Here is a 23,890-nt window from a genome sequence, read left to right on the forward strand (position 1 = left end):
CTGGCCCCGGGAAGCGCCAGCGCTACAGCTCGGCGACGATTTCGGCCATGAGCTCGCCGGCCTCCGTGGGGTTCAGCCCGACACGCACGCCGGCGTCGCGCAGCGCATCCATCTTCGCCGCAGCAGTCCCCTTGCCCCCCGAGACGATTGCGCCAGCGTGGCCCATCTTCTTGCCCGGAGGCGCAGTCACCCCGGCGATGTAACTCGACACCGGCTTGGTCATGTGGTTCTTGATGAACTCGGCGGCTTCTTCCTCGGCCGAGCCGCCGATCTCGCCGATCATCATGACGGCCTTGGTTTCAGGATCGGCCTCAAAGGCTTCGAGGCAATCAATGAACGACGTGCCCGGCACGGGGTCGCCGCCGATGCCCACGCAGGTGGTGACGCCGATGTCCTTTTGCTGCAGCTCGTACAGCGCCTGGTAGGTCAGCGTGCCCGACCGGCTGACGATGCCGACTGGGCCGCCCGGCTTGGCGATGTGGCCCGCAGTGATGCCGATGTTGCACTCCCCCGGCGTGATGATGCCTGGACAGTTCGGCCCCAGCAGCCGGACCCCGGGGTAGTCGCGCCGCAGCATGTTGAAGAAGCGGGCCTCATCGTGCGCCGGAACGCCCTCGGTGATGCAGGCGACGAAGCTGATGCCTGCCTCGGCGGCATCGAGCACGGCATCGAGTACGCGAGGCGCGGGAATGAAGATGCACGAGGCATTGGCGCCGGTCGCTGCGACCGCTTCGGTGCAGTTGGCGAACACCGGCACACCTTCGACGTCGGTGCCGGCCTTGCGAGGATTGGTACCCGCCACGACGTTCGTGCCGTAGTCGCGGTTCAGCATGCCGTAGTAGCGCCCCTGGGAGCCCGTGAGGCCCTGGTAGACGACCTTGGTGTCTTTGTCGACGAAGATGCTCACGTCACGCTCCTGTCACGGCTGCCGCGACTGCATCACGATGATCTGCACGAATTGCCCTTCGGGGGATGCTCATCTGAAGCTCCCGTTCAGCTCGCAGCCGCGGCCAGCGCGACGGCTCGACGGGCAGCGTCGAGCATGGTGGGTTCCATCATCAGCTTCTCGTTGAGATAGGGGGCGAGGATCTCGCGACCCTCTGCGGCGTTGGTGCCGTCGAGGCGCAGCACGATCGGCGCCTCGATGTCAACGGCCTCGAGCGCCCCGATGATCCCGTTGGCCACTTCCTCGCCGCGGGTGATGCCGCCGAAGATGTTGATGAAGATGGCTCGCACGTCGGGGTCGTTGTTGATCACCTCGAGTGCGTTGGCCATCACCTGAGCATTCGCACCGCCGCCGATGTCCAGAAAGTTGGCGGGGCGCCCGCCCACCTGGTTCACGACGTCGACGGTGCTCATGGCCAGTCCGGCGCCATTGGCGATCACGCCGACGCTTCCGGCCAGGCCGACGTACTGCAGGCCCTTGGCGTGCGCGGCTTCCTCGCGTTCGTCGCGCGGCTGCGTCTCGTCGTACTGGGCATAGTCCGGATGGCGGAACACCGCGTTCGCATCCAGCGTGACCTTGGCGTCCAGGACGTGGATCCGGTTGTCGGGCGTGAGGATGAGCGGGTTGATCTCGACGAGGTCGGCGTCGCCCTCGGTGTAGGCGACATAGAGCTTTTGCAGGATCTCGACGGCCTGATCGGTGACGACTGGGTTGAGGTTGGCACCCTCCACCCAGGCCCGGGCGGCCTGCGCGGTGAGTCCCTCGGCAGGATCCACCAACACCTTGCTGATGGCGTCGGGGTTCTCGACCGCAACGGTCTCGATCTCCACACCGCCCTCGGCGGACAGCATCCCGAGGTGCTTCTTGGCCGAGCGGTCCAGCGTAAAGCTGGCGTAGTACTCCTCGGAGATGTCGGACGCCTGTTCGATCCACAGCCGCCGCACGATGTGGCCGTTGATGTCGAGCCCCAGGATGTTGCCGGCGTGCGTGCGCGCGTCGTCGACAGTGGCGGCGAACTTCACGCCGCCCGCCTTGCCACGACCGCCCGTGTGCACCTGCGCCTTGACCATCACCGGCGTACCCAGGCGCTGCGCAGCGGCTACTGCTTCGTCGACGCTGAAGGCAACTTCGCCGTCGGATACCGGCATGTCATAGCTCTTGAAGAACTGCTTGCCCTGATACTCGAAGAGGTCCACGGCGGGGAGCATAGGAGCCAGCGCTGTGAGATACCGGGCCAGCCGGAGAGCCGGTCCGGTGTGTCCGCCACGGGTCGCAAGAAAGCGCTTGGAGCGCGATGAGCGCCGTATCTAGGTTCACCCGCAGCAACAGATGCGGTGCGCCTCCTTGTGATCCGGCACCCGCTCCGAACGAACTACCCTGAAGGAGATCCAATGGCGATCGACGAGATCGAGCGCACCGCCATGGTGCAGCAGCTCATCAACACGCTAGGCGAGCAGCCCGCCAACACGCTCATGAAGTGCATCCTCCCCGACGGCGCAGACCAAGTGGCCACCAAAGCCGACCTGCACGCACTGCAAGCAGCCACCAAAGCCGACCTGCACGCACTGCAAGCAGCCACCAAGGCCGACATCCGCGCACTGCAAGCAGCCACCAAGGCCGACATCCGCGCACTGCAAGCAGCCACCAAGGCCGACATCCGCGCACTGGAAGCAGGTACCAAGGCCGACATCCGCGCACTGGAAGCAGGTACCAAGGCCGACATCCGCGCACTGGGAGAACGGTTGCGCGCGGAGTCCAAGACCGATTTCGCCGAACTGACGCGGACGGTCGTGTCACAGAATCGGACACAGATGTTCACGATGGCGGGCTTCATGATCACCATTTGGGTCACCGTCTTGACAACGGGTCTGAGCTGAGCGGCCCGCCAACACGCCCACGATGTGCACCCTCCCCAACGAGCACAGGTCACGTCGCTGCCAAGGACGACATCTGCCTGCTCAAGGCCAGCCCACAGGGTCTTGAGGAGCGAATGTCGAGCGACGACGACACGGCCATCAGCAAGGCTCTCGCCAAGCAAGCACGCACGCTCAGGCTGACCATGGCTGCATGCACGCTGACCACCTGGGTACTACTGGCGGCGAACGCGCTCACCTGAGCCGGGCTTGCGCGGCGACAGCATCGCCGCCGGTCAGGAGCGGAGGCGGCGGAGGTCGGCGAAGCTGGCGACGAGGGTCTTGGTGCCGACGTCGGCGAAGTGGACAGTGACCTCCCAGTCGTCGCCGTCAGGCCGCACCTCCTGGACGACACCGGCACCGAAGCGGTCGTGCACCACATCGTCGCCGACGCCGTAGCCGAGATCGGCCTTCGGTGCCGGCTTGGGCTCCCCCTGCCGGGCAGCGACCCGGCGACGGGCCTTTTCACGGCGAGACTCGCGGCCTTTGGCCGCGCTGTCGTCATGGCGCGCAGGATCTGCTCGTCGCTGACCCCGAGCGGCGAACTCCGCTTCGCCGAGCTGGCTGTACTCGCTGGCAGGGCCAGTTCCGCTGCCGCTATGCACGCCAGCACCGCGATTGGCGCCCCAGTCGCTCGTCGCCGGTCGCCACGAGCTGCCGAGACGCCCGACGTCGGGCGAGCGGTCATCGAGCAACGACTCGGGGATCTCTCCGAGGAACCGGCTGGGCGGGTTGTAGCTGGTTTGACCGTGCAGCATGCGGCTCCATGCGTGCGTGAGGTAGAGCCGCTTGCGGGCACGTGTGATCCCGACGTAGGCCAGCCGGCGCTCTTCCTCAAGATCGTCTGGCTCGGTCATCGATCGAGAGTGCGGAAACACGCCGTCCTCGAAGCCAGTCACGAACACCACGTCGAATTCGAGCCCTTTGGCGGCATGCAGGGTCATGAGCGCGACCTGGGAGGCGTCGGTCATCTCGTCGACGTCGCTGACCAGCGACACCTGCTCCAAGAACTCGTCGCACGACTCGAAATCGGCGGCGCTGCCAACGAGCTCTTCGAGGTTCTCCCGGCGGCCTTCGGCTTCGATGGTTCCTTCGTCCACCAGTTCCTGCAGGTAGCCCGAGCCTTCCAGCACCGACTCCAGCACAGCTGCGGGTCCGTCGGGCACGCATGCGGCGGCGCGGTCCAGCAGTTCACGGAAGCGCAGCAGTCCGCCGCGGGCCGCGCCTCGCACGCCGGCTTCGTCGAGGCGATCGAACACCTCGGCCAGTGACACGCCCTCACGTGCAGCCAGCGCGTCGAGCCTGGCGATGCTGCGATCTCCGACGCCTCGAGTCGGCAGGTTCACGACGCGCTTGAGCGACACCTCGTCGGCCGGATTCACTGCCGCGCGCAAGAACGCCAGCGCATCCTTGATCTCGCGTCGGTCGTAGAAGCGAGTGCCACCGATGATCTGGTACGGCACATCGTTGGCGACCAGCTCTTCCTCGATGACCCGGGCTTGCGCATTCGAGCGGTAGAACACCGCAGCGTCGCTCCAGTCAATGCTGCCCGCTCCATGCATCCGCCGAATCTCTGAGCACACAAAGCGGGCTTCGTCGACCTCATCCGCGCCGCGGTATCGAATGGGCCGTGCCCCACCTTCCCGATCGGTCCACAGGTTCTTGGCCGGCCGGCCCATGTTGTTGCGGATGACCGCGTTGGCCGCATCGAGGATGGACTGGCTGGAGCGGTAGTTCTGGTCGAGCACGTACGTCGAGCCGTTGGCGAACTCGCTGCCGAACTCAAGGATGTTGGTGATGTCCGCGCCCCGGAAGGCGTAGATGGACTGGTCCGAGTCGCCGACGACGAAAACGTTGCGCGGCGGACCCGAAAGCAATCCGACCAGGCGCACCTGCGCCAAGTTGGTGTCCTGGTACTCGTCGACGAGGATGTGTTCGAAGCGCTGCTGGTACTCCTCGGCTATTTCGGGATGCGTCCGCAGTAGCTCGACACCGATCATCAGCAGGTCGTCGAAGTCCATGGCGCCGGCTCGTTGCAGCCGTTTCTGGTACTCCGAGTAGATGCGGCCGATCGCCTTGGCGTGGGGACCGCCCCCATCGGGCGTCTCGGCCAGCTCGGCGGCCTGCACGGGCGAGATCAGGCGGTTCTTCATGGTCGAGATCGCCGCGTGCACAGCTCGGTCGGCGAAGCGCTTGGGGTCCAGATCGAGGTCTCGCACGACGTAGCGGGTGAGGCGCCGTGCATCGGCCTGGTCGTAGATGCTGTACGTGCGGGGGTAGCCGAGCACTTCGGCGTGGCTGCGCAGGATGCGGGCGCACGCGCTGTGGAATGTAGAGATCCACATCCGCTCGGCGACAGGGCCGATGAGACTGCCGATGCGGTTCCGCATCTCCTGCGCGGCCTTGTTGGTGAACGTGATCGCCAGAAGTCCGAACGGGTGAGTGCCGCGGTGGTGCACGAGGTGTGCGATGCGGTGAGAGAGCACCCGGGTCTTGCCTGAGCCTGCCCCTGCCACTACCAAGGCCGGACCCTCGCCGTGCAGCACCGCGGCTCGCTGGCCGGCGTTCAGCGGCGCAAGGATCGGGTCGTCGTCTGTGCTCATGCGTGCGAATGGTTCATGCGGGCGAACTGCGATGCGGGCGAACTGCGATGCGGGCGAACTGCGATGCGGGCGAACTGTCCATACGAGCGGAGGACGATATTGATGCGGCGGTGCCCTCGGGCCGGCACAAGTTGGCTCATACGAGTTGTTTCACGTTGTGTAGTCGGCGTTGATGCGGACGTACTGGTCGGTGAGATCGCAGCCGTAGACGGTGAACGAGCCGCCCACGTCCGACGTCTGGATGCCCAAGTCCACCGAGATCAGCACCTCGTCGGATGCCAGATAGGCCTCGAGCTCGGCGAGCGCTTCGGGTGTTGCGAGCGTGGGGTACACCTCTTGGTCGCCAAAGCGAATCCTGACGCGATCCGGGTCGATGTCGGTCTCGTCACTGCACTTGCCGATCGCCATCGCGACCCGGCCCCAATTGGGGTCACGGCCGTGCACGGCGGTCTTTACCAGTGGGGAGTTCACGATCGCCTTGGCGACACGCTTGGCCTGCGCATCGTCACGGGCGCCGTTCGCCGTCACCACGATGAGAGTCTCGGCACCCTCGCCGTCGAAGGCCAGTTGACGCGTCAGGTCCAGGCTGACCGCACCGAGCGCGGACTCCAGCTCAGCCTCGTCAACCGCGCCAGCCGCTCCATTCGCCAGCATCACCACCATGTCGTTGGTGGAGGTGTCGGTGTCCACGCTGAGCGCGTTGAAGGTCACATCGCAGACCCGGCGTAGCACGACGTCGAGCCGGTCGGGCGCGATTTCGGCGTCGGTAGTGATCACCGAGATCATCGTGGCCATGTCAGGCTCGATCATTCCCGAGCCCTTTGCGATGCCGACCACGGTGGCTTCGCCACCGCCAGACGGGACCGTTGCACTCGCCGTCTTGGGATGCGTGTCAGTGGTCATGATCGCAGTCGCCGCAGCCGTAGCGTCCCGGGAATTGAGAGCCTGCGAGGGCTCCTCCGCCAGTCGGTCGAAGTACTTGTCCACGGCGCCTTCGGGGTAAGGCACGCCGATCACGCCGGTGGAGCCCACCAAGACTTGGTCGGGCGCGCAACCCACCAGTTCTGCGACCCGCTGCGCGAGGTTCGCCGTGTCCCGCTCACCCTGTTCGCCGGTTGCCACGTTGGCGTTCTTCGACACCACCACGACTGCCTGTGCCTGCCCATCGGCAACGTTGATCTGGCTCAGCCTCACACTCGACGCGGCGAACAGGCTCTTGGTGAACACGCCTGCTGCGGCCGACACCCGATCAGCCGCCAAGACCATCACGTCGTCTGACTCGTCCTTCATGCCGACATTGCCAGCATGGCAGGCGAAGCCAGCCGGCAAGTCCACCGATGCAGCCGCATTTCCGGCCCCTGTTGAAGTCATGATCAACCCTCATCGCATGCTTTTCCGCGACTCGGCCGCGGCTGTGGGGCCAAGGTAGTTGCGGTTGTGCTGAGAGCCTCTTCCAATTCACTGGTCTTGGTAGAAGCTGATGTTGAACGGCATCGGCTCTATCCGTCTGGCTGCTGGCCGCGGATCCGTGGTCGCATGATGTGCGGCCACGGGAAGGGCACCTCGCCGAAGGGCACCTCGATCACGGTCGGCTCATCGGAGCTCAACGCTTCGCGCAGGCACGGGCGCAATTCGTCGGGCGTGCTCGCCCGCATGCCCCTGACGCCGAAGGAATCCGCCAGCTTCACGAAGTCCGGGCTCGTGAGATCGCTGGCGATGACCCGGCCATCGAAGCGCTCCCGCTGGATCCGGCGAACGTTGCCGTAGGCATGGTCGTTGAACACGATCGTCGTCAGCGGGATCCGGTGGTGCACCGCGGTCGCCAGCTCGTTGATGGTGAACAGGGCTCCACCGTCGCCGACGATCGACAGCACCGGCACGTCGCGCCGGGCATGTGCTGCCCCCAGCGCCGTGGCGAATCCGTAACCCAGCGTCCCCTGGTACCCCGCACTGAGGAACGTCCTCGGTCGGTACACGTCGAACCCGAGCCAGGACACATAGCCGCACTGGGTCATCTCGTCGACGAAGATCCCCTCGGGCGGCAATTCGGCCCGGATGGCACCGAGCCAGCCATATTGGGGCGCGAGCGCCGCGGCGGTGGCGGCTTCGGCACCAGCCCGAGCATGCTCGAGGTCGGCGCGCCACTCCGAACGCTCGGCCTGCGTGGTACCGAGCGCTTCCGAGAGCAAAGGCAGCGCGTCGGCGAGATCGGCATGGATGCCCACCGTCGGAGGTCCGAAGCGGCCGATCTCATCGGTATCGATATCGATGTGGACGATCTTGAGTTCGTCGTCGACGCCCCACACCGACTGCTGCATGGCCATCCGGGTGCCCAGCCCGATCACCACGTCGACCCGCGGCCAGAGCTGGTAGGCGGTCGGCGTGGTGATGCTCAGCGGGTGATCCGAGGACACCACACCGCGCCCGCTTCGGAAGGCGACGACCGGCGCAGACAGCCGCTCGGCGAGTCGGGTGACGTGCTCCGAGCACTCCTGTGCGCCACCGCCCACGACGATCATCGGCCGCTCTGCGACGGCCATGAGCTGCGCCGCCTCGACGACGGCTGCTTGGTCGGGCTCCGGGCCTGGGCGCACCGGGGCAACGAGATCACCGGGTGCGGATTCGACTGTCGCGTTCCAGATGTCGGTCGGAACCTCCACACCGACCGGCCCTCGCCGCCCCGAGCGCAGGGCGGTCATGGCGCGCTGCAGCACAGCGGGGGCGCCCGCACCGTCGCTGATGCGCTCGGCGTGGCGGGTGAGCCGCTGCAGCACGCCGAACTGATCGGGCAGTTCGTGCAGGGCGCCGTAACCCTGACCGATCGACGCAGTCGCAATCTCGCTGACCAACCCCAGCACCGGCGCGTTGGTGGCATACGCCGTGCTGAGTGCCGCAGCGGTGTTCAGCAGACCTGGCCCCGGCACCACGCAGAATGCCTGGGGCTCGCCTGTTGCCAGCGCCGCGCCGAGCGCCATGTAGGCCGCGCCCTGCTCGTGCCGCGTTTGGATCGGTGCCACGGCGTCGCGGCGGTCGTACAGCGCATTGAAGAACGGGTCGTTCTGCACCCCCGGCAGGCAGTACAAGTCGGTGAAGCCGTTCGCGATGAGCGACTCGACCGTCAAGCTCGCAACCGTGTTCGCCATGGATCCCCTCCGGACCGAGGCGACCGTACCCGACGCCGCTGTTCCGGCCTCAGACAGCCAACCCCGGCCCGAGTCTCAGGTTCAGATCATCGGTGCTCATTGGGATTGATGGATCGGGCGCTTCGACGAGCGCCGGTTGCGGCGCCAGACTGAAGCCGTCAGACCCCCTCGGGCATTGAGGTGGCGCTGTGGCCTCGCGCAGCCGACCCGACAGATCCCGCTCAACCAGCCTCGTGCCGTCATGGCGGAAAGTGGCTGAGGAGAACTCGACTTTCAATTGGCACTCGCCTGAGCCGGACCGGAGAGAATGATGGGAGCCTGATCGTTAGCCCGGTCGTGTGCAGACGTCCACGTAGTGTGCGTGCAACATTCTCAATAGCAGACATGCAAAATTCAATTTAACGCTAGCCTTGCTGCATGGAGACGGAAGCGGTCGCCCACATCGCCCGTCATCTCAGCGTCCATGTCGATGACGCGCTCACAGGATTCCGGGTCGTCGTCCTCCACGGAGCGCGTCAATCGGGCAAGACGACACTGGCGCAGCGAGCGGCACAACGCGCAGGCGGTACCTACCTCACGCTCGAAGATCCGCAGATCCTGCGATCGGCGCTCGACGACCCGATCGCGCTGTTAGAGGGCTGGCCGATGCCGCTGGCCGTCGATGAGATCCAAGTCGCCGGCGACCGGCTGGTCAAGGCGGTCAAGCGCCTCGTCGATGCCGATCAGACACCGGGCCGCTACTTGCTGACCGGCTCTTCGCACTTCCTCACCGTTCCGACCATCAGCGAATCACTCGCGGGACGGGCTCGCCTGCTACGACTCTCGCCGCTATCGCAAGCCGAGTGCGCCCAAACCGCGACTCCGCCGCTCGACGCGTGGATGGAGCGGGCCGGCGCCACCCGCGTGCCCACCCAGCACGGCGCGGCGCCTCCGCCGACCCGCCGTGACTACACCAGCCTGATTTGCGCCGGTGGCTATCCCGAGGTTCTCCGACTGCCAGACCGGCTTCGATCCGGCTGGTTCGAGAGCTATATCGAGGCAGTCGTCGAGCGCGACATCACAGCGCTCGCCGACATCCGGCGGGCCACAGCGCTGTATCCGCTGCTTCGATGGACTGCGGCCCAGACGTCGCAGGAGCTCATCGTCGCCGAGGCATCGAGGCGACTCGGCATCAGCCAGCCCACCGTGGTCGCCTACCTCGAGTGGCTCCGCACGGTGTTCTTCATTCACGAACTGCCAGCGTGGCCACGGAACCTGTCTGCACGGGCCGTCCGGCGACCCAAGCTCCATATCTCCGACACCGGCCTCGCTGCCCACCTGCTCGGTGTCGATCCCGATGCGTTGCTCGTACCGACGTCGCGAGCACTCGGTCCGCTGACCGAGTCATTCGTGGTGGCCGAGATTGCCCGCCAAGCCTCAAGTTCGGCGAGCCGCATCAGCCTGTGGCACTTCCGAGATGCCCGCCATGAGGTTGACCTGATACTCGAACGGCCCGACGGCTCCATCGTCGCGGTGGAGGTCAAGGCCAGCAGTTCGCCCTCGCCACGGGCCGCAGACCACCTCCGATGGCTTCGAGACCGGCTCGACGACACTGCGCCGGACACCTTCACCGGAGGCGTGCTGCTGCACATGGGCGAACACCATTCCAGCCTCGGAGACCGGCTCAGCATGTGGCCGATCTCGTCGCTCTGGACCACCTGAGCTCGAAGAACTCGTCAGCGGCCCGTTCATGGATCAGCTCGATGCCCTAGGTGCGCCGGAACGTGTCAATGACCTGGTCGCCCTCGCCCGCACGCATCAGCCCGGGCATGCTCGAACTCGGCGCGCCACTGCGAACGCTCAGCCTGCGTGGTGCCGAGTGCATCGGCAAGCAAGGGCAGCGCTTCAGCACCGGCGCGTTGGTGGCATACGCCGTGCTGAGTGCCGCAGCGGTGTTCAGCAGACCTGGTCCCGACACCCTGCATTCGCCTGTATCCACGATTCTGCGTCGACTCATCTCGGAGCGAAGTGCGTATTTATAGGAACTTGAGTTATACTAACTCCAATTACAATAACTGCAATCAGCAACACGGGCGGATGCGAGTGACGATGGCGGCGAAGCCGGACAGCTTGTTCGACCGGGAGGCCGAATGGACCGACCTGATCCGGTTCGCATCCCCGCAGCACGCGGCACTGCGCTTGGGCATCGTGTACGGCCGTCGTCGATTCGGCAAGAGTTACCTGCTGCGGCGGCTGGTGGAAGCCGTCGGCGGGGTGTACCACTTGGCACTGCGGGAGGAACGCCGCTCTGCGCTGGACCGGTTTGCAGCCAGTCTCGGTCGGCAGCAGCGGTGGGTACCTGCGGCACCAGTTCGCGATTGGGGCGATGCGCTGACTCAGGCGGTGACCCTGCTGGGCACGAACGGCACGACGCCGCAGGTGCTGGTCATCGATGAGTACCCGTACCTGCAGCAGACCTGCGGGGAGATGGATACCACCGTGCAGGCCCTGATGGATGAGGCTGCGGGCGGCACGTTGACTGACGGTTGGACGGCACCGGTGAGCATCGTCTTGTGCGGCTCGGCGATGTCGGTGATGACACGCATCCTCAGCGGCACATCGGCCCTGCGGGGCCGGGCCGTGCTGGACCTGCCGCTGGCGGCGTTCGACTACCGCGTGGCCCGCGGCTTCTGGGACATCGACGACCCGGCTGTGGCCTTCACCGTCGATTCGGTGGTGGGCGGCGCCGCCGGATACAAGGATCTCACCGCTGATGCGGGCACGCCGACGCGCCTCGACGACGTGCCCGAGTGGCTGTGCGCCACCGTGCTCAACCCCTCCCATGCCCTGTTCCGCGAGGACAACTACCTGCTGCGTGAGGACCCTCGCGTCACCGACGAAGCCGTTTACTACTCACTGCTCGGCGCGATTGCGGACGGTCGCACAGCGCCGGTGCGGATCGCGGAGGCGCTCGGGAGAACTTCGACCGACATCGGACATCACATGACCGTCATGACCACCGCCGGGTTCGTGACCCGCCAAGACGACCTGTTGCGGGCGCGCCGGCCGACCTACCGGGTGGCCGACCCGATCGTCTGCTTCCACCATCTCATCAACCGTCGCCACCGTGCCCGCCTGGAGGACCGCATGGCCCCCCGAGTGTGGTCAGAGGCCTCGGCGACCTATCGCTCGGGGATCGTCGGGCCTCATTTCGAGGCGATCTGCCGCGTGTGGACCGATCGCTACGCGTCGGCGGAGACGCTCGGCGGTGGCACTGACCGCTCTGCCTCACTGCAGGTAGACGACCCTCGCAGCCGCCAATCGTTCCAGCTCGATGTCGTCGCTCGACGATCGGGTGATCGCAACGACGGCACCACGTCAATCCAGTTGCTCGGAGAAGCCAAAGCCCGCCGGCTGAATACCGACGACCTGGCTCGCCTGGACCGCCTCGCCGACCTGCTCACCCGCCGGCGTGGCGTAGTGCTCGCCCCCGACGCGAAACGCTTGCTGTTCTCGCTCGACGGCTTCAGCAACGACCTCGTCAGCACCGCTACGACGCGTCCCGACGTCGAGCTCATCGACCTGCACCGTCTCTACGAAGGCGATTGAACCACGCGCGGCTCAGGGAACTGCGCAACACGCACGGTCTGACCCAGGCGCAGCCGGCTGAGCGTGGCGACATGAGCCAAGCGGACATCAGCCGCATCGAGCGCGGTTCGACCAGTCCGACTGCACGCACCTTGCAGCGGACCGCGGATGCGCTCGAAACCGATCTGCGTCTCCTTGTGCATGACCGTGACGCCGAGATGCGTTTGCGCGTCCATGCGGTGGCTGAGTGGTTCGCTGATCTGTTCGGACACGGGTACGGCGGCGAGCCAGGTGCTGAGTGCGCTTTGGATGATGTGCGATTCAATGATCTGAACAACGTCGAGGACAAGCACGAGGACAATCTGCATTACACGCTCGGCGAGTGTGCTGTGCGTTATCTGGACACGACACGAGGACGCAAAGCCATATTGGACTACTTCCGTTCACAGGGTGAGTGGGATGAGCGGTTCTACGCCAACTTCGGGGTATCGCCGCAAGGGTTCTACGCCGAGTGGACGGACCATCGCTACCAATTGCTGTTGGTTGAGCTTGCGCAGGCAGCGCAGGCGCTCATCGGAGCGAACAGCGCAGGAACCGAGCCTGACTGCGAGGGCGTCTGCGTGCACGACCACTATCCCTCCGCAGACGGCAAGCATTACTTTGTAGAGCTGCGAGGCCTCCAGTGGTGACTCATAATTCCTGTCGGTTTCGGGCCATTCGAACGCCCATCCCTCTGCCCACACCAGCGTTGGTGCCTATTCCCATTCGATGGTGCCGGGGGGCTTGGAGGTGATGTCGTAGACGACCCGGTTCACGCCGGGCACCTCGTTGACGATCCGCGACGAGATGGTTTCGAGCAGGTCGTGGGGCAGGCGGGCCCAGTCGGCGGTCATGGCGTCCTCGCTGGTGACCGCTCGCACGATGATGGGTTTGGCATACGTGCGCTCGTCGCCCATCACGCCGACGCTGCGGATGTCGGCCAGAACGGCGAACGCCTGCCACACCTCGCCGGCGAGACCGGCATTGGCGATCTCCTCGCGCACGATGACGTCTGCGGCCCGCACCGTCTCGACAGCCTCGGGTGTGACCTCGCCGACAATCCTCACGCCGAGACCCGGCCCCGGAAACGGCTGGCGCTGCACGATCTCGGGCGGCAGGCCGAGTTCGGCACCAACGGCCCGTACCTCGTCCTTGAACAGGTTCCGAAGCGGTTCGACCAGCTCGAAGGTCATGTCCTCTGGCAACCCGCCCACGTTGTGGTGGCTCTTGATCTTGGCCGCAGTGGGCGAGCCTGATTCGATCACGTCGGGATACAGCGTCCCCTGCACCAGGAAGCGGGCATCGGTGATGCCGCCGGCGGCGCGTTCGAAGATGCGCACGAACTTCTCGCCGATAATCTTGCGCTTGTCCTCAGGATCGGTCACGCCCGCCAACGCCTCGAAGAACTCGTCGGCGGCCCGTTCATGGATCAGCTCGATGCCCTGCGTGCGCCGGAACGTGTCGGTGACCTGGTCGCCCTCGCCGGCACGCATCAGCCCAGTGTCCACGAACACGCAGGTGAGCTGGCTGCCGACGGCCCGCTGTGTCAGCGCAGCAGCCACGGCGCTGTCCACCCCGCCCGACAGCCCGCAGATGGCCCGCGCCTCCCCGACTTGGGCCCGGATGGCCTCGACGCTTTCGGTGATGACGTTCGTCATCGTCCACTCGGAGTTGATCTGGCAGATCTCGTGCAAGAACCGTTCCAGCTGGGTTTGGCCGCTGGGGGTGTGCGCGACTTCGGGGTGATATTGCACGCCGTAGAAGCGCCGCTGGAAGTCTTCGATCACGGCGGCGGGACTGTCGGGTGTCACGGCGGTTACCACGAAGCCCTCAGGCGGCTCCGTGACCGCATCGAAATGCGACATCCAAACGGGTTCAGCCGTCGTTGGCCGGCCCGACGAGCGGTCCAGCAGTTCCGAAGCAGTGTCGGTGCGGCTGAGCGTCGTGCGCCCGTACTCGCCCCGACCGCTGCGGTCCACCGTGCCGCCGAGGTCACGTGCCAGCAGCTGCGATCCGTAGCAGATGCCCAGGATCGGAATGCCGAGCTCGTAGACGCCGAGGTCAATACCAGGTGCGCCGTCGACGTGTACCGATGCCGGCCCGCCGCTGAAAATGATCGCCGCAGGCGAGCGCTCAGCGAGCTCAGCCGCGCTCGCCGAATGGGGAACGATCTCCGAATAGACCTGCGCTTCACGGACGCGCCGAGCAATCAGCTGGGCATATTGCGCGCCGAAATCCACCACGAGGACCGTTGGATGGGCGACCGAGCCGGCCGCCGGCGGGTGTGGGGGCATAGGTCCGGCGCCGCAGCTGCGCCAAGTTCGGGAAAACAACGAGGGTATCGCTGCCCTCTCCCCGGGTCCCGCACCTCCGAGTCTGCGACTCCAACTGGGACTGGGCCGTCACGCTGTTTCGCTGATTCGATTGTCGCCAATCTGTTGATCGATTGAACGCCATATTGTTGATTGACCGAGCGTACGCCGGCTTGGCAGGCCCGCTTGATGTCCCGAGTGCCACTCCGGCAGGCCCCGAAGCGCTTCTTTGTCGATCCGTCGCTGGGCGTCCGCCGGCACTGCCGACATTCGTGAAGAGTGCGGAAAATCGCAGTCTCGGAGCATCCAGCCATGCGTCGCAGCCGAGGGATACGTGATCGGAGGCCAAATCCAGATCACTCAGAGACTCAAGCGGAGCGGCACGATTCGAGACAAACTTCGGCGGGAGCCGACCATGCGGCTGTCACGCATGCAAGACATAGGCGGCTGTCGAGCAGTCTTGCCGACTCTGGAAGCAATCCGGCATGTCGAGCGTCGATTCGTCGCTAACAGCCGCCGCCGCAACAGAGAGGACGACCGCGTTCGTGACTACGTAGCTACGCCCCGCAGTTCCGGGTACCGAGCAGTCCACATCCATACTCGTTATCGGGGACGACGAATCGAGGTGCAACTGCGGACGCCATGGCAACACCGCTGGGCGCGCTTGCTTGAGGATCTGACGAGCCGAACCGGGATCGACTACAAGAGTGGTGACGGACCGTTCGAGCACCATGAACTGCTACGAGAACTTGGCGGGCTCTATGCGCTGCGGGATGTCAGCGGTCACTCGCTCGCGGGCCAGGATCAGAACCTCGTTGGCCTAGCAGGCGCACTAGAGCAGTTGTTTGAGCGCGATGTACGTCGTTGAGGATGCGACATTCGATCACGAAATCCCCGGCCTCCCGCGGCCGGTTACGCTGCGCGCATGACTGCCGTCCCACGCCGAAGCAGGACGATCCACTTCTTGATCGCCTATGACCACGACACCCGGCAGAGAATCCGGATGCAACGCTTGAGCGATGGTGCTCGCGCAGTCGTGGCATACGGCGAGATGGAGCGGGAGTACGAACACTATCCACGAGTGGAGGTTGTCCTGCTCGGCGCTGACTCTGAGGAAGCCATTCGAGTCACACATCCGAACTACTTCGACGACCAGCCGCTCGACGAACTCCTGGATCTAGTCCGATAGAGCTGCCAAGAGTCGCCAGCTTCAACCGCGAGTCCCTGCGGAACGCCAGAAATGACACAGGGCCGACGAGTTCGCCGGCCCTGTGCGTGAGTTGTAAGGAGCTGCAGCGGGAGCTACATCATCCCGCCCATGCCGCCCATACCACCCATGCCACCCATGGCAGCAGCAGCGGCAGCAGCGGCTGCGGGGTCAGCCTCCTCGGGCTTGTCGGTCACCAGCGTCTCGGTCGTGAGCAGCAGGGCCGCGATCGACGCCGCGTTCTGCAGCGCCGCACGGACCACCTTCGCCGGGTCGATCACACCGGCGGCAACCAGGTCTTCGAACTTGCCGGATTCGGCATTGAAGCCCGTGTTGCCATCGGCCTGCTCGATCTGCTGGACGATCACGGCGCCCTCGTAGCCGGCATTCTGCGCAATCTGGCGGCTGGGGCTTTCGAGTGCCCGGTGCACCATGCGGGCCCCGGTGGCTTCATCGCCATCGAGGTCCAGCGCTGTGACAGCGGCACGAGCCCGCAGCAGCACGGTGCCGCCACCAGGCACGATGCCTTCTTCGATGGCGGCACGGGTCGCCGACACGGCGTCCTCGATGCGGTGCTTCTTTTCCTTGAGTTCGACCTCGGTGGCCGCGCCGACCTGGATCACCGCCACGCCGCCAGCCAGCTTCGCCAGCCGTTCCTGCAGCTTCTCGCGATCCCAATCGGAGTCGGTGTCGTCGATCTCGCGCTTGATCTGGGTCACACGACCCTCGACGTCGCCGGACTCGCCGCCGCCGTCCACGATGGTGGTTTCGTCCTTGGTGATGATCACCTTGCGTGCGGTGCCGAGCAGGTCAACCGTGGTGTTCTCCAGCTTCAGGCCCACCTCCTCAGAGATGACTTCACCGCCGGTGAGGATGGCCATGTCGGCCAGCATCGCCTTACGGCGCTCGCCGAAGCCGGGGGCCTTTATCGCCGCCGATGAGAACGTGCCGCGGATCTTGTTGACCACCAGCGTTGCCAGCGCTTCGCCCTCGACATCCTCGGCGATGATCACAAGGCCCTTTCCTGCCTGCATCACCTTCTCGAGCACGGGGACCAGCTCGGTCACCGAGCCGATCTTGCCGTTCACGAACAGCAGGTAGGGATCTTCGAAGACGGCCTCCTGACGGTCGGGATCGGTCACGAAGTAGGGCGACAGGAAGCCCTTGTCGAACTGCATGCCCTCGGTGAATTCGAGGTCTACGCCGAACGTGTTGGATTCCTCGACCGAGATGACGCCGTCCTTGCCGACCCTGTCGAAAGCCTCGGCGAGCGTCTCGCCAATCGTGCTGTCCGCAGACGAGATGCCAGCCACGCTGGCGATCTTGTCCTTGTCATCGGACACGTCGATGGCCATGGCCCCCATGGAGTCGACGGCTGCAGCAACAGCGGCCTCGATGCCCCGCTTGAGCTCCATCGGGTTGGCGCCAGCTGCCACGTTGCGCAAGCCCTCGCGCACCATTGCATGGGCCAGCACCGTCGCGGTGGTCGTGCCGTCGCCAGCGACGTCGTTGGTCTTGGTGGCGACCTCCTTCACCAGCTGAGCACCCATGTTCTCGAACGGGTCGCTGAGCTCGATCTCACGGGCGATGCTCACGCCGTCATTGGTGATCGTCGGCGCCCCGAACGACTTCTCGAGCACGACGTTGCGGCCGTTGGGGCCCAGCGTCACCTTGACAGCGTCAGCCAGCTTGTTGACACCAGCTTCGAGGCCGCGGCGGGCCTCCTCGCTGAACTTCAGAATCTTCGGCATGTGTCGGTTCTCTTTCTTGTCGTCGCGTAATGAGTTAGGCGACGACGGCCAGGACGTCGCGAGCGCTCAGGATGAGCAGGTCCTCGCCGGCCACGGTGATCTCGGTGCCGCCGTACTTGCTGTAGACGACGGTGTCGCCGACGCCGACGTCCATCTGGATGATCTCGCCCGAATGGTCGGAACGCTTGCCGGGGCCGACCGCAAGTACCTCGCCCTGCTGCGGCTTTTCCTTGGCGGTGTCGGGGATGACGAGCCCGCTGGCGGTGGTCTCTTCAGCGTCGCTGGGACGCACGACGATTCGGTCCTCAAGTGGCTTCAGGTTCATGGTCGGATGTGCCTCCTGTGGCTCATGACGGGTCCAATTGGACTGCCCGGCAGCACTTAGCACTCTCACCGGGCGAGTGCTAACGATACGAGCCCAAGGAACGGGCCGCAACCTCCCAGACACCCGATTTCAATGGGTCTGAAGGCGGTGCCGCTGCTCAGTCCCCGAAGTCGATCCGCAGGTTTGGATCGGCGCCGCTGTCGAGGGCTGACGGGCCGTCGCTGGCCAGTCGATACCAGGCGGTCGCGGCGATCATCGCTGCGTTGTCAGTGCACATCGCACGGCTGGGCAGGTAAGCGTTGAGGCCGTCTTCCATGCAGATGTCGAGCGTGCGTTCGCGCAGAGCGCTGTTGGCCGCCACGCCTCCGGCCAGGCAGATGCCCGCGGCACCCACATCGCGAGCTGCCCGCCGAGCCTTGTGAGTCAGAACGTCGACCACGCAGGCCTGGAACGATGCCGCAACGTCGGCGGTGTCGACCTCCGGGTGCGCTCGCACCCAGTTGATGACCGCCGTCTTGATGCCCGAGAACGAGAACTCGTAGCCGTCGTCCAGCATGGCTCTCGTCAGCGGAACCGCAGTGGGGTCTCCGTCGGTTGCCAAACGGTCGATGGCAGGACCGCCCGGATAGCCCAGCCCGAGGTAGCGGGCGACTTTGTCGAAGGCTTCTCCGGCTGCGTCGTCGCGGGTTGCGCCCAGCAGGCGGTAGCGCCCGTGGCCTTCGAACGTGACCAGCATCGTGTGCCCGCCCGAGACGAGCAGGGTGACAAGCGGGAACTGGACCTCGGCGTCGTGTTCGTCGAGCAATGCTGCGTACAGGTGCGCCTCGTGGTGATTGATGCCGATGTAGGGGACATCCCACACGAGCGCCAGCGCCTTGGCGGCGGCTACACCCACGAGCAGGCTGCCGATGAGGCCGGGGCCGCAGGTGGCCGCCACGGCGTCGATGTCGCTGTCGGCCGCGCCGGCTTCCACCAGCGCTTCGGCCACCACCGGGGTGATGAGCGCTTCGTGGGCGCGCCCGGCGATCTCGGGCACGACGCCGCCGTAGCGGGCGTGCAGGTCCACCTGGCTGCTGACGATGCTCGAACGCACTTCGCGGCCATCGTCGACGACTGCTGCAGCCGTCTCGTCGCAGGACGTCTCGATGCCCAAGATGGTCGTCATTGCGGCTGTGCCCCTGACGTCGTGACACCCAGACTGGCCGCGATGGCGTCAAGGCGATGGCCGTGCTCTGCGCTGTCGATGTCGTGGCACCACATCACCAGGGCATCCTCACGCCTGCCGTCGGGTCCGTCCCGGTAGTAGTCCGAGCGCGTTCCGACGGGCGCATAGCCGAACCGGCGGTACAGCCGTTGCGCCGCAGCGTTCGACACCCGCACCTCCAGCGTCAACGCCTCCAGCCCGTTGATGCGGCGTGCTTGTTGATGCAGTTCCAGCAGCAGCCGCGCACCCACGCCGCTGCCCTGGCACTCGGGATGGACGGCCACCGAGGTGATGTGTCCCTCGCCGGCGACGATCATGAAGCCGCCGTAGCCGACGACTCCGGTAGAGCGACCACCCGGTCCGACCGTGGCGGCCACGCGGTACACCCGGTCGCCCTCGTGGCGCAGCTCATCGAGATAGAGCGACATCGACCAGGGCCGCGGGTACACCAACTGGTCGATGCGCCTGATGTCGCGCAGGTGCTTGCGGCTCATCGGGCAGATGAGCACTCGTTGGGCGGCGGCCGCTCCCCCAGCGGCTCGGGCTGGAGCGTTCGGCGCGGAACGGATGCTCACGAACGCTCCCGCTGCTGCCAGTTGATGCGGGCGTCAGGAGAACGCAGGTACAGCGGCACGATCTCCGACGGGCTGACGAACTCCTCGCGCAGCGCCCGGGCGTGCGCCAGCTCCACCAGTGCACCGGCATTCGGATGGCGCAGGCCTTCCCGGCCGATCTCGGCGCCTCTCACCGCACCGAGCTCGTCCGCGTAGCGCTCGGCGCCATCGCCGACGATCAGGGTCTCCTGGCCGAGTGCCATCAGTTGTCCTGCAACGTCGGCGGGCTGGTCGACTGCCGGAGGACTCAGGAGCTGGATGCCGCCGGGTGCGCGCCGGTAGGTGGCGTAGAAGATCTCACCGCGGCGGGCGTCCACCGTCGAGACGATCAGCCGATCGCTGAACCGTGCCGGGAACGCGGTGAGGTCGAGACTGGAAACGCCGATCATCGGGATCCGGCAGGCGTGCGCGATGGCCTTCGCCGTGGCCAGCCCCACCCGCAGGCCGGTGAACAGGCCCGGGCCGATGTCCACCGCTACAAGGCCCAGCTGGGACAGCTTCATCTGTGCCTGTTCGCACAGGAACTGGATCGCCGGGACGAGCGTCTCTGCGTGGCGCCGGTCGCGGGTGGTGTGGAACGAGGCGATGATGCCCTCGTGCCCGCCGATGGCCACGCCGACCTGGGGCGTCGCAGTCTCGATGCCGAGCACTAACACGTCTCGACTCCCGAGGGGCCGTGCATGTTCCACGCCTCGGCGAGCGCGCTGGCGCGTGCCTGCCAACTGGGACCGACAGTGTCGACGTCGAACATGCGGATGTCCGGGTGCTCTCTAGGACTCGCGAGACTGATCCGTACGCGCAGAAAATCTCGCGGCAACTCAGGAATGACGACCTCGCCCCATTCCACGCACACCACGGCGTCGTCGTCGAGCAGCTCGGGCAGGTCCAAGTCGAGCACTTCGCCGAGATTGTCAAGCCGGTAGACGTCGAGGTGATGCAGCCGCATCCGTCCCTGGAAGCTCTGTGCCAAGGTGAAGGTGGGGCTGGTGACCTGCTCGGCGACTCCCAGGGCTGCTGCCAGCCCCTGGGTGAAGACGGTCTTGCCGGCCCCGAGGTCGCCTGAGAGCAGCACCACGTCGCCGGGGCGCAGCAACGGCTCGAGCGCTGCGGCGATCTCCCGCGTCGCTTCGGCGCTCGTCGTCCGGAACCGCATAATGGAGCTTGTTTAGCGCGCCTCGCCGGTGACGAGACCGCATTGGGGGGCATCTGTGCGGCGGTAGACGCGGGGGACGCGCAATGAGATTCCTGTGAGCACTTCGTAGGGGCTGCGGCCAGACCATCGAGCAAGATCGGCGATGGTGATGCGCTCGTCGCCGTGGGTGCCCACGAGGGTGACGCGATCGCCGTTGTAGGCGCTGGAATCGCCGATGTTCACCATCGTCTGATCCATGCAGACATGGCCGACGACAGGGTGCGGGACGCCGTCGACGAGCACGCTTGCCCCCTCCCCCGTCGATCCAGATCCGAGCGAGCGGGCGTAGCCGTCGGCATATCCCACCGGCAGGGTGATCACCCGGGTCTGTTGGGGCGCAGTCCAGGTGCTGCCGTAGCCGACAGACGCACCGGCGGGCACGACCTTGAAGTAGACAACCTCGCTGTGCCATGACATCACGGGTTCGGTCGGCAAGGAGGCCGCAATCTCAGGCGTCGGGGAGACCCCGTACAGCGCGATGCCGGGGCGCACGCGGTCGAGATGTGCTTCGGGCAAGCGGGCTATCGCTGCGGAGGCGGCCATGTGGCGCATCGGGGTCGGAAGCGAGCGGCGCTCGTAGAAGCTCACCGCTTCGCTGAAGCGATCCAGCTGTGTGCGGGCATCCGAGAGATCGGCGGCATCGGCGTTGGCGAAGTGGCTGAACACGCCTTCGATGCGCACCGAGTCACAGCGCAGTGAGGCCTCGATCAGGCGGTCGGCGTTGTAGTGGTGGATGCCGATGCGCTCCATGCCGGTGTCGATCTTGAGATGCGCCCGGGCGGTGCTGCCCGCGGCAGCAGCTGCTTCGTCGATCTGGCGCAGCTTTTCCACCGACGGTGCCGTGAGGATCAGGTCATGGGTAACGAACAGCGGGATCTGCCGCTTGACGGCGCCGCCGAGGACATGAATGTCGGTGGTGACGCCTGCGGCGCGCAGCGCCAGCGCTTCCTCGACGTACGCGACGGCCACGCAGGACACGCCGGCCCCCTGCAACGCAAGCCCGACTGGCGCGATGCCGTGGCCATAGGCGTTGGCCTTGACGACGGGCACCACCTCCGCGCTGCCGACGTGTCGACGGATCGTGGCCAGGTTGCGCTCAAGCGCGTCGAGGTCGACATCGCACCAGGTGGGACGCATCTGTGATGCGTCGCTTGGAGGCAGGTGCAAGTCGGCGGCGTCGGCCATTGCGTCGATGGTCATGGACGCTTGCGATCCGCCGACGCGTCGGTCAACTCGGCTCTGGCGGCTTCGAGCAGGTCAACCTGCGCGCTCGCAAGCAGTGGCATCGAGCCGGTGACTCCCCCCACAGTCGCGATGCTGGCTGTTCGGCCGTGCCAGTGCGCCGCCGCAGCAACGCCTGTTGAAATGTTGTCGAGATCGAGGCCCGCAACCTCGCCCGACAGCACCGCGGCAATCACGCCGGAGAGCACGTCTCCCGAGCCAGCGGTGGCCAGACGCTCGGTGCCCGACGTGACAGCCAGCACAGTCGACGATCCGGATTCGCTCGGGGGCACAGACACGAGTGTCGTCGGCCCCTTCAGCAGCACGATGACGCCAAGCGCGCCAGCGGCTTGACGCACCGCATCGAACCGGTCAGCCGCGGGCGGGCCACCAGTGAGCCGGGCGAATTCCCCGTCGTGCGGCGTGAGGACGGTAGGCGCAGTTCGCGCACCCAGGCACTCGGGATGATCCCCAACAGCCGAAAGGGCGTCTGCATCGACAACCAACGGCACCGGGCACTCGGAGATGAAGCGAGCTATCTGGGCCGACGCTGTGGGGTCGGTGCCGATGCCAGGACCGATGACGGCTGCGTCGAAGCGTTCGATGCCCTCGAGTGAGGCTTCCGCCCAGTTGCCAGGTCGAAGGTCGCGAGCGACCGCCTCGGCAGGCCGAGCCACGTCGGCCGCGCGCAGGCCCGGCGAGCTGATGACGACCATGCCCGCGCCCGCTTGCTGGGCGGCTGCGCACACGAGATGGCCGGCGCCGCGCATCTGCGGCGAACCCGCTATGACTCGCACGGCTCGGCGCCACTTGTGCGCTGTCGGCTCCGGGCCCCGCAACGCCGCGTCGGCATCGGCGTCGGTGACGAGCCACGACGTTGCCCCGCTGGTGTCGAGGCCGATGGGAGCCAGCTGCACCTCGCCGGCGGCTGCAGCACCGGGATGCAGCAGCAAGCCTGGCTTGAACGCCCCGAACGTGATGGTCGACGTCGCCGGCCAGCAGTCATAGTCCTCACCGGTCAGCGCGTCGATGCCCGACGGGATGTCGGCTGCCAGCACGGGCACAGGCGGCGGGCGATCCGCACCCCACGATCCGCGCAGGCCCGTTCCGTACGCGGCATCGATCACGAGGTCCCACGGCGCCGAGGCTCCTGGGGCAGCATTGGCCGCTGCGACAAGCTCGAGTGCCTCGGTCGGCATCACGATGCGACAGCGAACACCCCATCGCTCCAGCGCCGTTGCCGCCACTCGACCGTCTGCCCCGTTGTTGCCCTTGCCGGCGGCCACAAGGACACGGCGCCCGTACGTGCCACCCATCATCCGGCGGGCCTCGATGGCAACGGCTGCGCCGGCGCGGGAAACGAGCACGTCGGTGCCCTCGGGCGCGGCCGCGTCGATCTTGGCCATCTCGGCCGGTGTCACGATCGGGATCATGGCGTCAGCTGCCCGCCGGCTCGCAGCCGCCCGCACACCGGCGCTCGCTCATTGCGCCAGCACCATGGCCGCTGCCACCGAGTCGGTGTGGGTGAGCGTGACCTGCCAGTCAGACAGTCCTGCGGCTGCCGCCCGCTCGGCCGCAAGTCCCCGCAGCACCAGTTCGGGGCGGCCGCCGGGGTGGCGTGCCACTTCGATGTCGCGGAAGCGGCAAGCGCCCAAGCCGATGCCCAGCACTTTCATGACTGCCTCCTTCGCAGCAAACCGAGCGGCGAGGCGGGTGTCGGGATCCACCGTTCCCATGGCGTAGGAGAGCTCCGCTTCGGTGAACAGACGGGTGCGCATGCCGCTGCGTCGCTCGAGCACATCGGCGAAGCGCTGGACGTCCACCATGTCGAGCCCGATTGCGGTGCTCACCCG

At 66.2% G+C, this 23,890-nt stretch carries 23 protein-coding genes; 8 read left to right on the forward strand and 15 right to left on the reverse strand.

Features of this window, described 5'->3' with window-relative positions:
• Positions 1 to 22 precede the first annotated feature (22 nt).
• Positions 23 to 907, reverse strand: a complete 885-nt coding sequence (gene sucD, locus ACOCMM_RS18975) for a succinate--CoA ligase subunit alpha (protein ID WP_419554687.1) — start codon at positions 905 to 907, stop codon at positions 23 to 25.
• An 86-nt stretch (positions 908 to 993) separates the two neighbouring features.
• The gene (sucC, locus tag ACOCMM_RS18980; RefSeq protein ID WP_419554688.1) at positions 994 to 2,142 is read right to left on the reverse strand and encodes an ADP-forming succinate--CoA ligase subunit beta; all 1,149 of its coding nucleotides are present in this window, start codon (positions 2,140 to 2,142) and stop codon (positions 994 to 996) included.
• Positions 2,143 to 2,337: 195 nt separating this feature from the next.
• On the opposite strand from sucC, the gene ACOCMM_RS18985 reads away from it, so the two are divergent.
• Together ACOCMM_RS18985 and ACOCMM_RS18990 are read left to right on the forward strand one after the other, a co-directional pair.
• Positions 2,338 to 2,823, forward strand: coding sequence for a hypothetical protein (locus ACOCMM_RS18985; RefSeq protein WP_419554689.1), 486 nt, complete (start codon positions 2,338 to 2,340; stop codon positions 2,821 to 2,823).
• Between the two features lie 113 nt (positions 2,824 to 2,936).
• Positions 2,937 to 3,062 (forward strand): hypothetical protein, encoded by a 126-nt coding sequence (locus ACOCMM_RS18990; RefSeq protein ID WP_419554690.1) that lies wholly within the window; start codon positions 2,937 to 2,939, stop codon positions 3,060 to 3,062.
• Positions 3,063 to 3,095: 33 nt separating this feature from the next.
• Here ACOCMM_RS18990 and ACOCMM_RS18995 read toward each other — a convergent pair whose 3' ends face one another.
• From ACOCMM_RS18995 to ACOCMM_RS19005, 3 genes are all read right to left on the reverse strand, one after another.
• Positions 3,096 to 5,462, reverse strand: a complete 2,367-nt coding sequence (locus ACOCMM_RS18995; RefSeq protein WP_419554691.1) for an ATP-dependent helicase — start codon at positions 5,460 to 5,462, stop codon at positions 3,096 to 3,098.
• Between the two features lie 150 nt (positions 5,463 to 5,612).
• On the reverse strand, positions 5,613 to 6,833 hold the full coding sequence (gene argJ, locus ACOCMM_RS19000; protein WP_419554692.1) for a bifunctional glutamate N-acetyltransferase/amino-acid acetyltransferase ArgJ: 1,221 nt from the start codon (positions 6,831 to 6,833) through the stop codon (positions 5,613 to 5,615).
• Positions 6,834 to 6,961: 128 nt separating this feature from the next.
• Entirely contained in the window at positions 6,962 to 8,605 is a 1,644-nt protein-coding gene (locus ACOCMM_RS19005; protein ID WP_419554693.1) for a thiamine pyrophosphate-dependent enzyme, read from the reverse strand.
• A 417-nt stretch (positions 8,606 to 9,022) separates the two neighbouring features.
• Between ACOCMM_RS19005 and ACOCMM_RS19010 the strand changes: the two genes are divergently transcribed.
• The 4 genes from ACOCMM_RS19010 (at position 9,023) to ACOCMM_RS19025 (ending at position 12,861) form a co-directional block, all read left to right on the forward strand.
• On the forward strand, positions 9,023 to 10,306 hold the full coding sequence (locus ACOCMM_RS19010; protein ID WP_419554694.1) for an ATP-binding protein: 1,284 nt from the start codon (positions 9,023 to 9,025) through the stop codon (positions 10,304 to 10,306).
• Positions 10,307 to 10,368: 62 nt separating this feature from the next.
• A complete protein-coding gene (locus tag ACOCMM_RS19015; RefSeq protein WP_419554695.1) occupies positions 10,369 to 10,626 on the forward strand; it encodes a hypothetical protein in 258 nt (85 codons plus the stop codon).
• 67 nt (positions 10,627 to 10,693) lie between these two features.
• Positions 10,694 to 12,193, forward strand: a complete 1,500-nt coding sequence (locus ACOCMM_RS19020; protein ID WP_419554696.1) for an AAA family ATPase — start codon at positions 10,694 to 10,696, stop codon at positions 12,191 to 12,193.
• Positions 12,190 to 12,861, forward strand: a complete 672-nt coding sequence (locus tag ACOCMM_RS19025; protein WP_419554697.1) for a helix-turn-helix domain-containing protein — start codon at positions 12,190 to 12,192, stop codon at positions 12,859 to 12,861. Before ACOCMM_RS19020 ends, ACOCMM_RS19025 begins: the two co-directional genes overlap by 4 nt.
• Before the next feature lie 66 nt (positions 12,862 to 12,927).
• Here ACOCMM_RS19025 and guaA read toward each other — a convergent pair whose 3' ends face one another.
• A complete protein-coding gene (guaA, locus tag ACOCMM_RS19030) occupies positions 12,928 to 14,505 on the reverse strand; it encodes a glutamine-hydrolyzing GMP synthase (RefSeq protein ID WP_419554698.1) in 1,578 nt (525 codons plus the stop codon).
• 352 nt (positions 14,506 to 14,857) lie between these two features.
• Here guaA and ACOCMM_RS19035 point away from each other — a divergent pair, with 352 nt between their 5' ends.
• Positions 14,858 to 15,391 (forward strand): RelA/SpoT domain-containing protein, encoded by a 534-nt coding sequence (locus ACOCMM_RS19035; protein WP_419554699.1) that lies wholly within the window; start codon positions 14,858 to 14,860, stop codon positions 15,389 to 15,391.
• A gap of 57 nt (positions 15,392 to 15,448) precedes the next feature.
• Positions 15,449 to 15,712, forward strand: a complete 264-nt coding sequence (locus ACOCMM_RS19040) for a hypothetical protein (RefSeq protein ID WP_419554700.1) — start codon at positions 15,449 to 15,451, stop codon at positions 15,710 to 15,712.
• Positions 15,713 to 15,825: 113 nt separating this feature from the next.
• Here the strand turns inward: ACOCMM_RS19040 and groL are convergent, their stop codons facing one another.
• The 9 genes from groL to ACOCMM_RS19085 form a co-directional block, all read right to left on the reverse strand.
• Positions 15,826 to 17,481 (reverse strand): chaperonin GroEL, encoded by a 1,656-nt coding sequence (gene groL, locus ACOCMM_RS19045; protein WP_419554701.1) that lies wholly within the window; start codon positions 17,479 to 17,481, stop codon positions 15,826 to 15,828.
• A 34-nt stretch (positions 17,482 to 17,515) separates the two neighbouring features.
• A complete protein-coding gene (groES, locus tag ACOCMM_RS19050) occupies positions 17,516 to 17,806 on the reverse strand; it encodes a co-chaperone GroES (protein ID WP_419554702.1) in 291 nt (96 codons plus the stop codon).
• A gap of 157 nt (positions 17,807 to 17,963) precedes the next feature.
• Entirely contained in the window at positions 17,964 to 18,971 is a 1,008-nt protein-coding gene (gene tsaD / locus ACOCMM_RS19055; RefSeq protein ID WP_419554703.1) for a tRNA (adenosine(37)-N6)-threonylcarbamoyltransferase complex transferase subunit TsaD, read from the reverse strand.
• Positions 18,968 to 19,585: a ribosomal protein S18-alanine N-acetyltransferase gene (gene rimI, locus ACOCMM_RS19060; protein WP_419554704.1), complete on the reverse strand. Its 618-nt coding sequence runs from the start codon at positions 19,583 to 19,585 to the stop codon at positions 18,968 to 18,970. The genes tsaD and rimI overlap by 4 nt, the downstream gene beginning before the upstream one ends.
• Entirely contained in the window at positions 19,582 to 20,280 is a 699-nt protein-coding gene (tsaB, locus tag ACOCMM_RS19065; protein ID WP_419554705.1) for a tRNA (adenosine(37)-N6)-threonylcarbamoyltransferase complex dimerization subunit type 1 TsaB, read from the reverse strand. Before tsaB ends, rimI begins: the two co-directional genes overlap by 4 nt.
• Complete coding sequence (gene tsaE, locus ACOCMM_RS19070) at positions 20,274 to 20,777, reverse strand: tRNA (adenosine(37)-N6)-threonylcarbamoyltransferase complex ATPase subunit type 1 TsaE (RefSeq protein ID WP_419554706.1); 504 nt, start codon at positions 20,775 to 20,777, stop codon at positions 20,274 to 20,276. The genes tsaB and tsaE overlap by 7 nt, the downstream gene beginning before the upstream one ends.
• A 12-nt stretch (positions 20,778 to 20,789) precedes the next feature.
• The gene (alr, locus tag ACOCMM_RS19075) at positions 20,790 to 22,016 is read right to left on the reverse strand and encodes an alanine racemase (protein ID WP_419554707.1); all 1,227 of its coding nucleotides are present in this window, start codon (positions 22,014 to 22,016) and stop codon (positions 20,790 to 20,792) included.
• A complete protein-coding gene (locus tag ACOCMM_RS19080; protein ID WP_419554708.1) occupies positions 22,013 to 23,470 on the reverse strand; it encodes an NAD(P)H-hydrate dehydratase in 1,458 nt (485 codons plus the stop codon). The genes alr and ACOCMM_RS19080 overlap by 4 nt, the downstream gene beginning before the upstream one ends.
• 48 nt (positions 23,471 to 23,518) lie before the next feature.
• A complete protein-coding gene (locus tag ACOCMM_RS19085; protein WP_419554709.1) occupies positions 23,519 to 23,887 on the reverse strand; it encodes a holo-ACP synthase in 369 nt (122 codons plus the stop codon).
• Between the last annotated feature and the right edge of the window lie 3 nt (positions 23,888 to 23,890).

The organism is Candidatus Poriferisodalis sp., assembly GCF_965198245.1.
Classification (GTDB): Bacteria; Actinomycetota; Acidimicrobiia; order Acidimicrobiales; family Poriferisodalaceae; genus Poriferisodalis.

Bases quoted from the DNA above. Each gene is read 5' to 3' on its own strand.
- ACOCMM_RS18985 (WP_419554689.1), top strand. From the start codon at position 2,338: ATGGCGATCGACGAGATCGAGCGCACCGCCATGGTGCAGCAGCTCATC.
- ACOCMM_RS18990 (WP_419554690.1), top strand. From the start codon at position 2,937: ATGTCGAGCGACGACGACACGGCCATCAGCAAGGCTCTCGCCAAGCAA.
- ACOCMM_RS18995 (WP_419554691.1), bottom strand. From the start codon at position 5,462: ATGAGCACAGACGACGACCCGATCCTTGCGCCGCTGAACGCCGGCCAG.
- argJ (WP_419554692.1), bottom strand. From the start codon at position 6,833: ATGACTTCAACAGGGGCCGGAAATGCGGCTGCATCGGTGGACTTGCCG.
- ACOCMM_RS19005 (WP_419554693.1), bottom strand. From the start codon at position 8,605: ATGGCGAACACGGTTGCGAGCTTGACGGTCGAGTCGCTCATCGCGAAC.
- ACOCMM_RS19010 (WP_419554694.1), top strand. From the start codon at position 9,023: ATGGAGACGGAAGCGGTCGCCCACATCGCCCGTCATCTCAGCGTCCAT.
- ACOCMM_RS19020 (WP_419554696.1), top strand. From the start codon at position 10,694: ATGGCGGCGAAGCCGGACAGCTTGTTCGACCGGGAGGCCGAATGGACC.
- guaA (WP_419554698.1), bottom strand. From the start codon at position 14,505: ATGCCCCCACACCCGCCGGCGGCCGGCTCGGTCGCCCATCCAACGGTC.
- ACOCMM_RS19040 (WP_419554700.1), top strand. From the start codon at position 15,449: ATGACTGCCGTCCCACGCCGAAGCAGGACGATCCACTTCTTGATCGCC.
- groL (WP_419554701.1), bottom strand. From the start codon at position 17,481: ATGCCGAAGATTCTGAAGTTCAGCGAGGAGGCCCGCCGCGGCCTCGAA.
- groES (WP_419554702.1), bottom strand. From the start codon at position 17,806: ATGAACCTGAAGCCACTTGAGGACCGAATCGTCGTGCGTCCCAGCGAC.
- tsaD (WP_419554703.1), bottom strand. From the start codon at position 18,971: ATGACGACCATCTTGGGCATCGAGACGTCCTGCGACGAGACGGCTGCA.
- tsaE (WP_419554706.1), bottom strand. From the start codon at position 20,777: ATGCGGTTCCGGACGACGAGCGCCGAAGCGACGCGGGAGATCGCCGCA.
- alr (WP_419554707.1), bottom strand. From the start codon at position 22,016: ATGACCATCGACGCAATGGCCGACGCCGCCGACTTGCACCTGCCTCCA.
- ACOCMM_RS19080 (WP_419554708.1), bottom strand. From the start codon at position 23,470: ATGATCCCGATCGTGACACCGGCCGAGATGGCCAAGATCGACGCGGCC.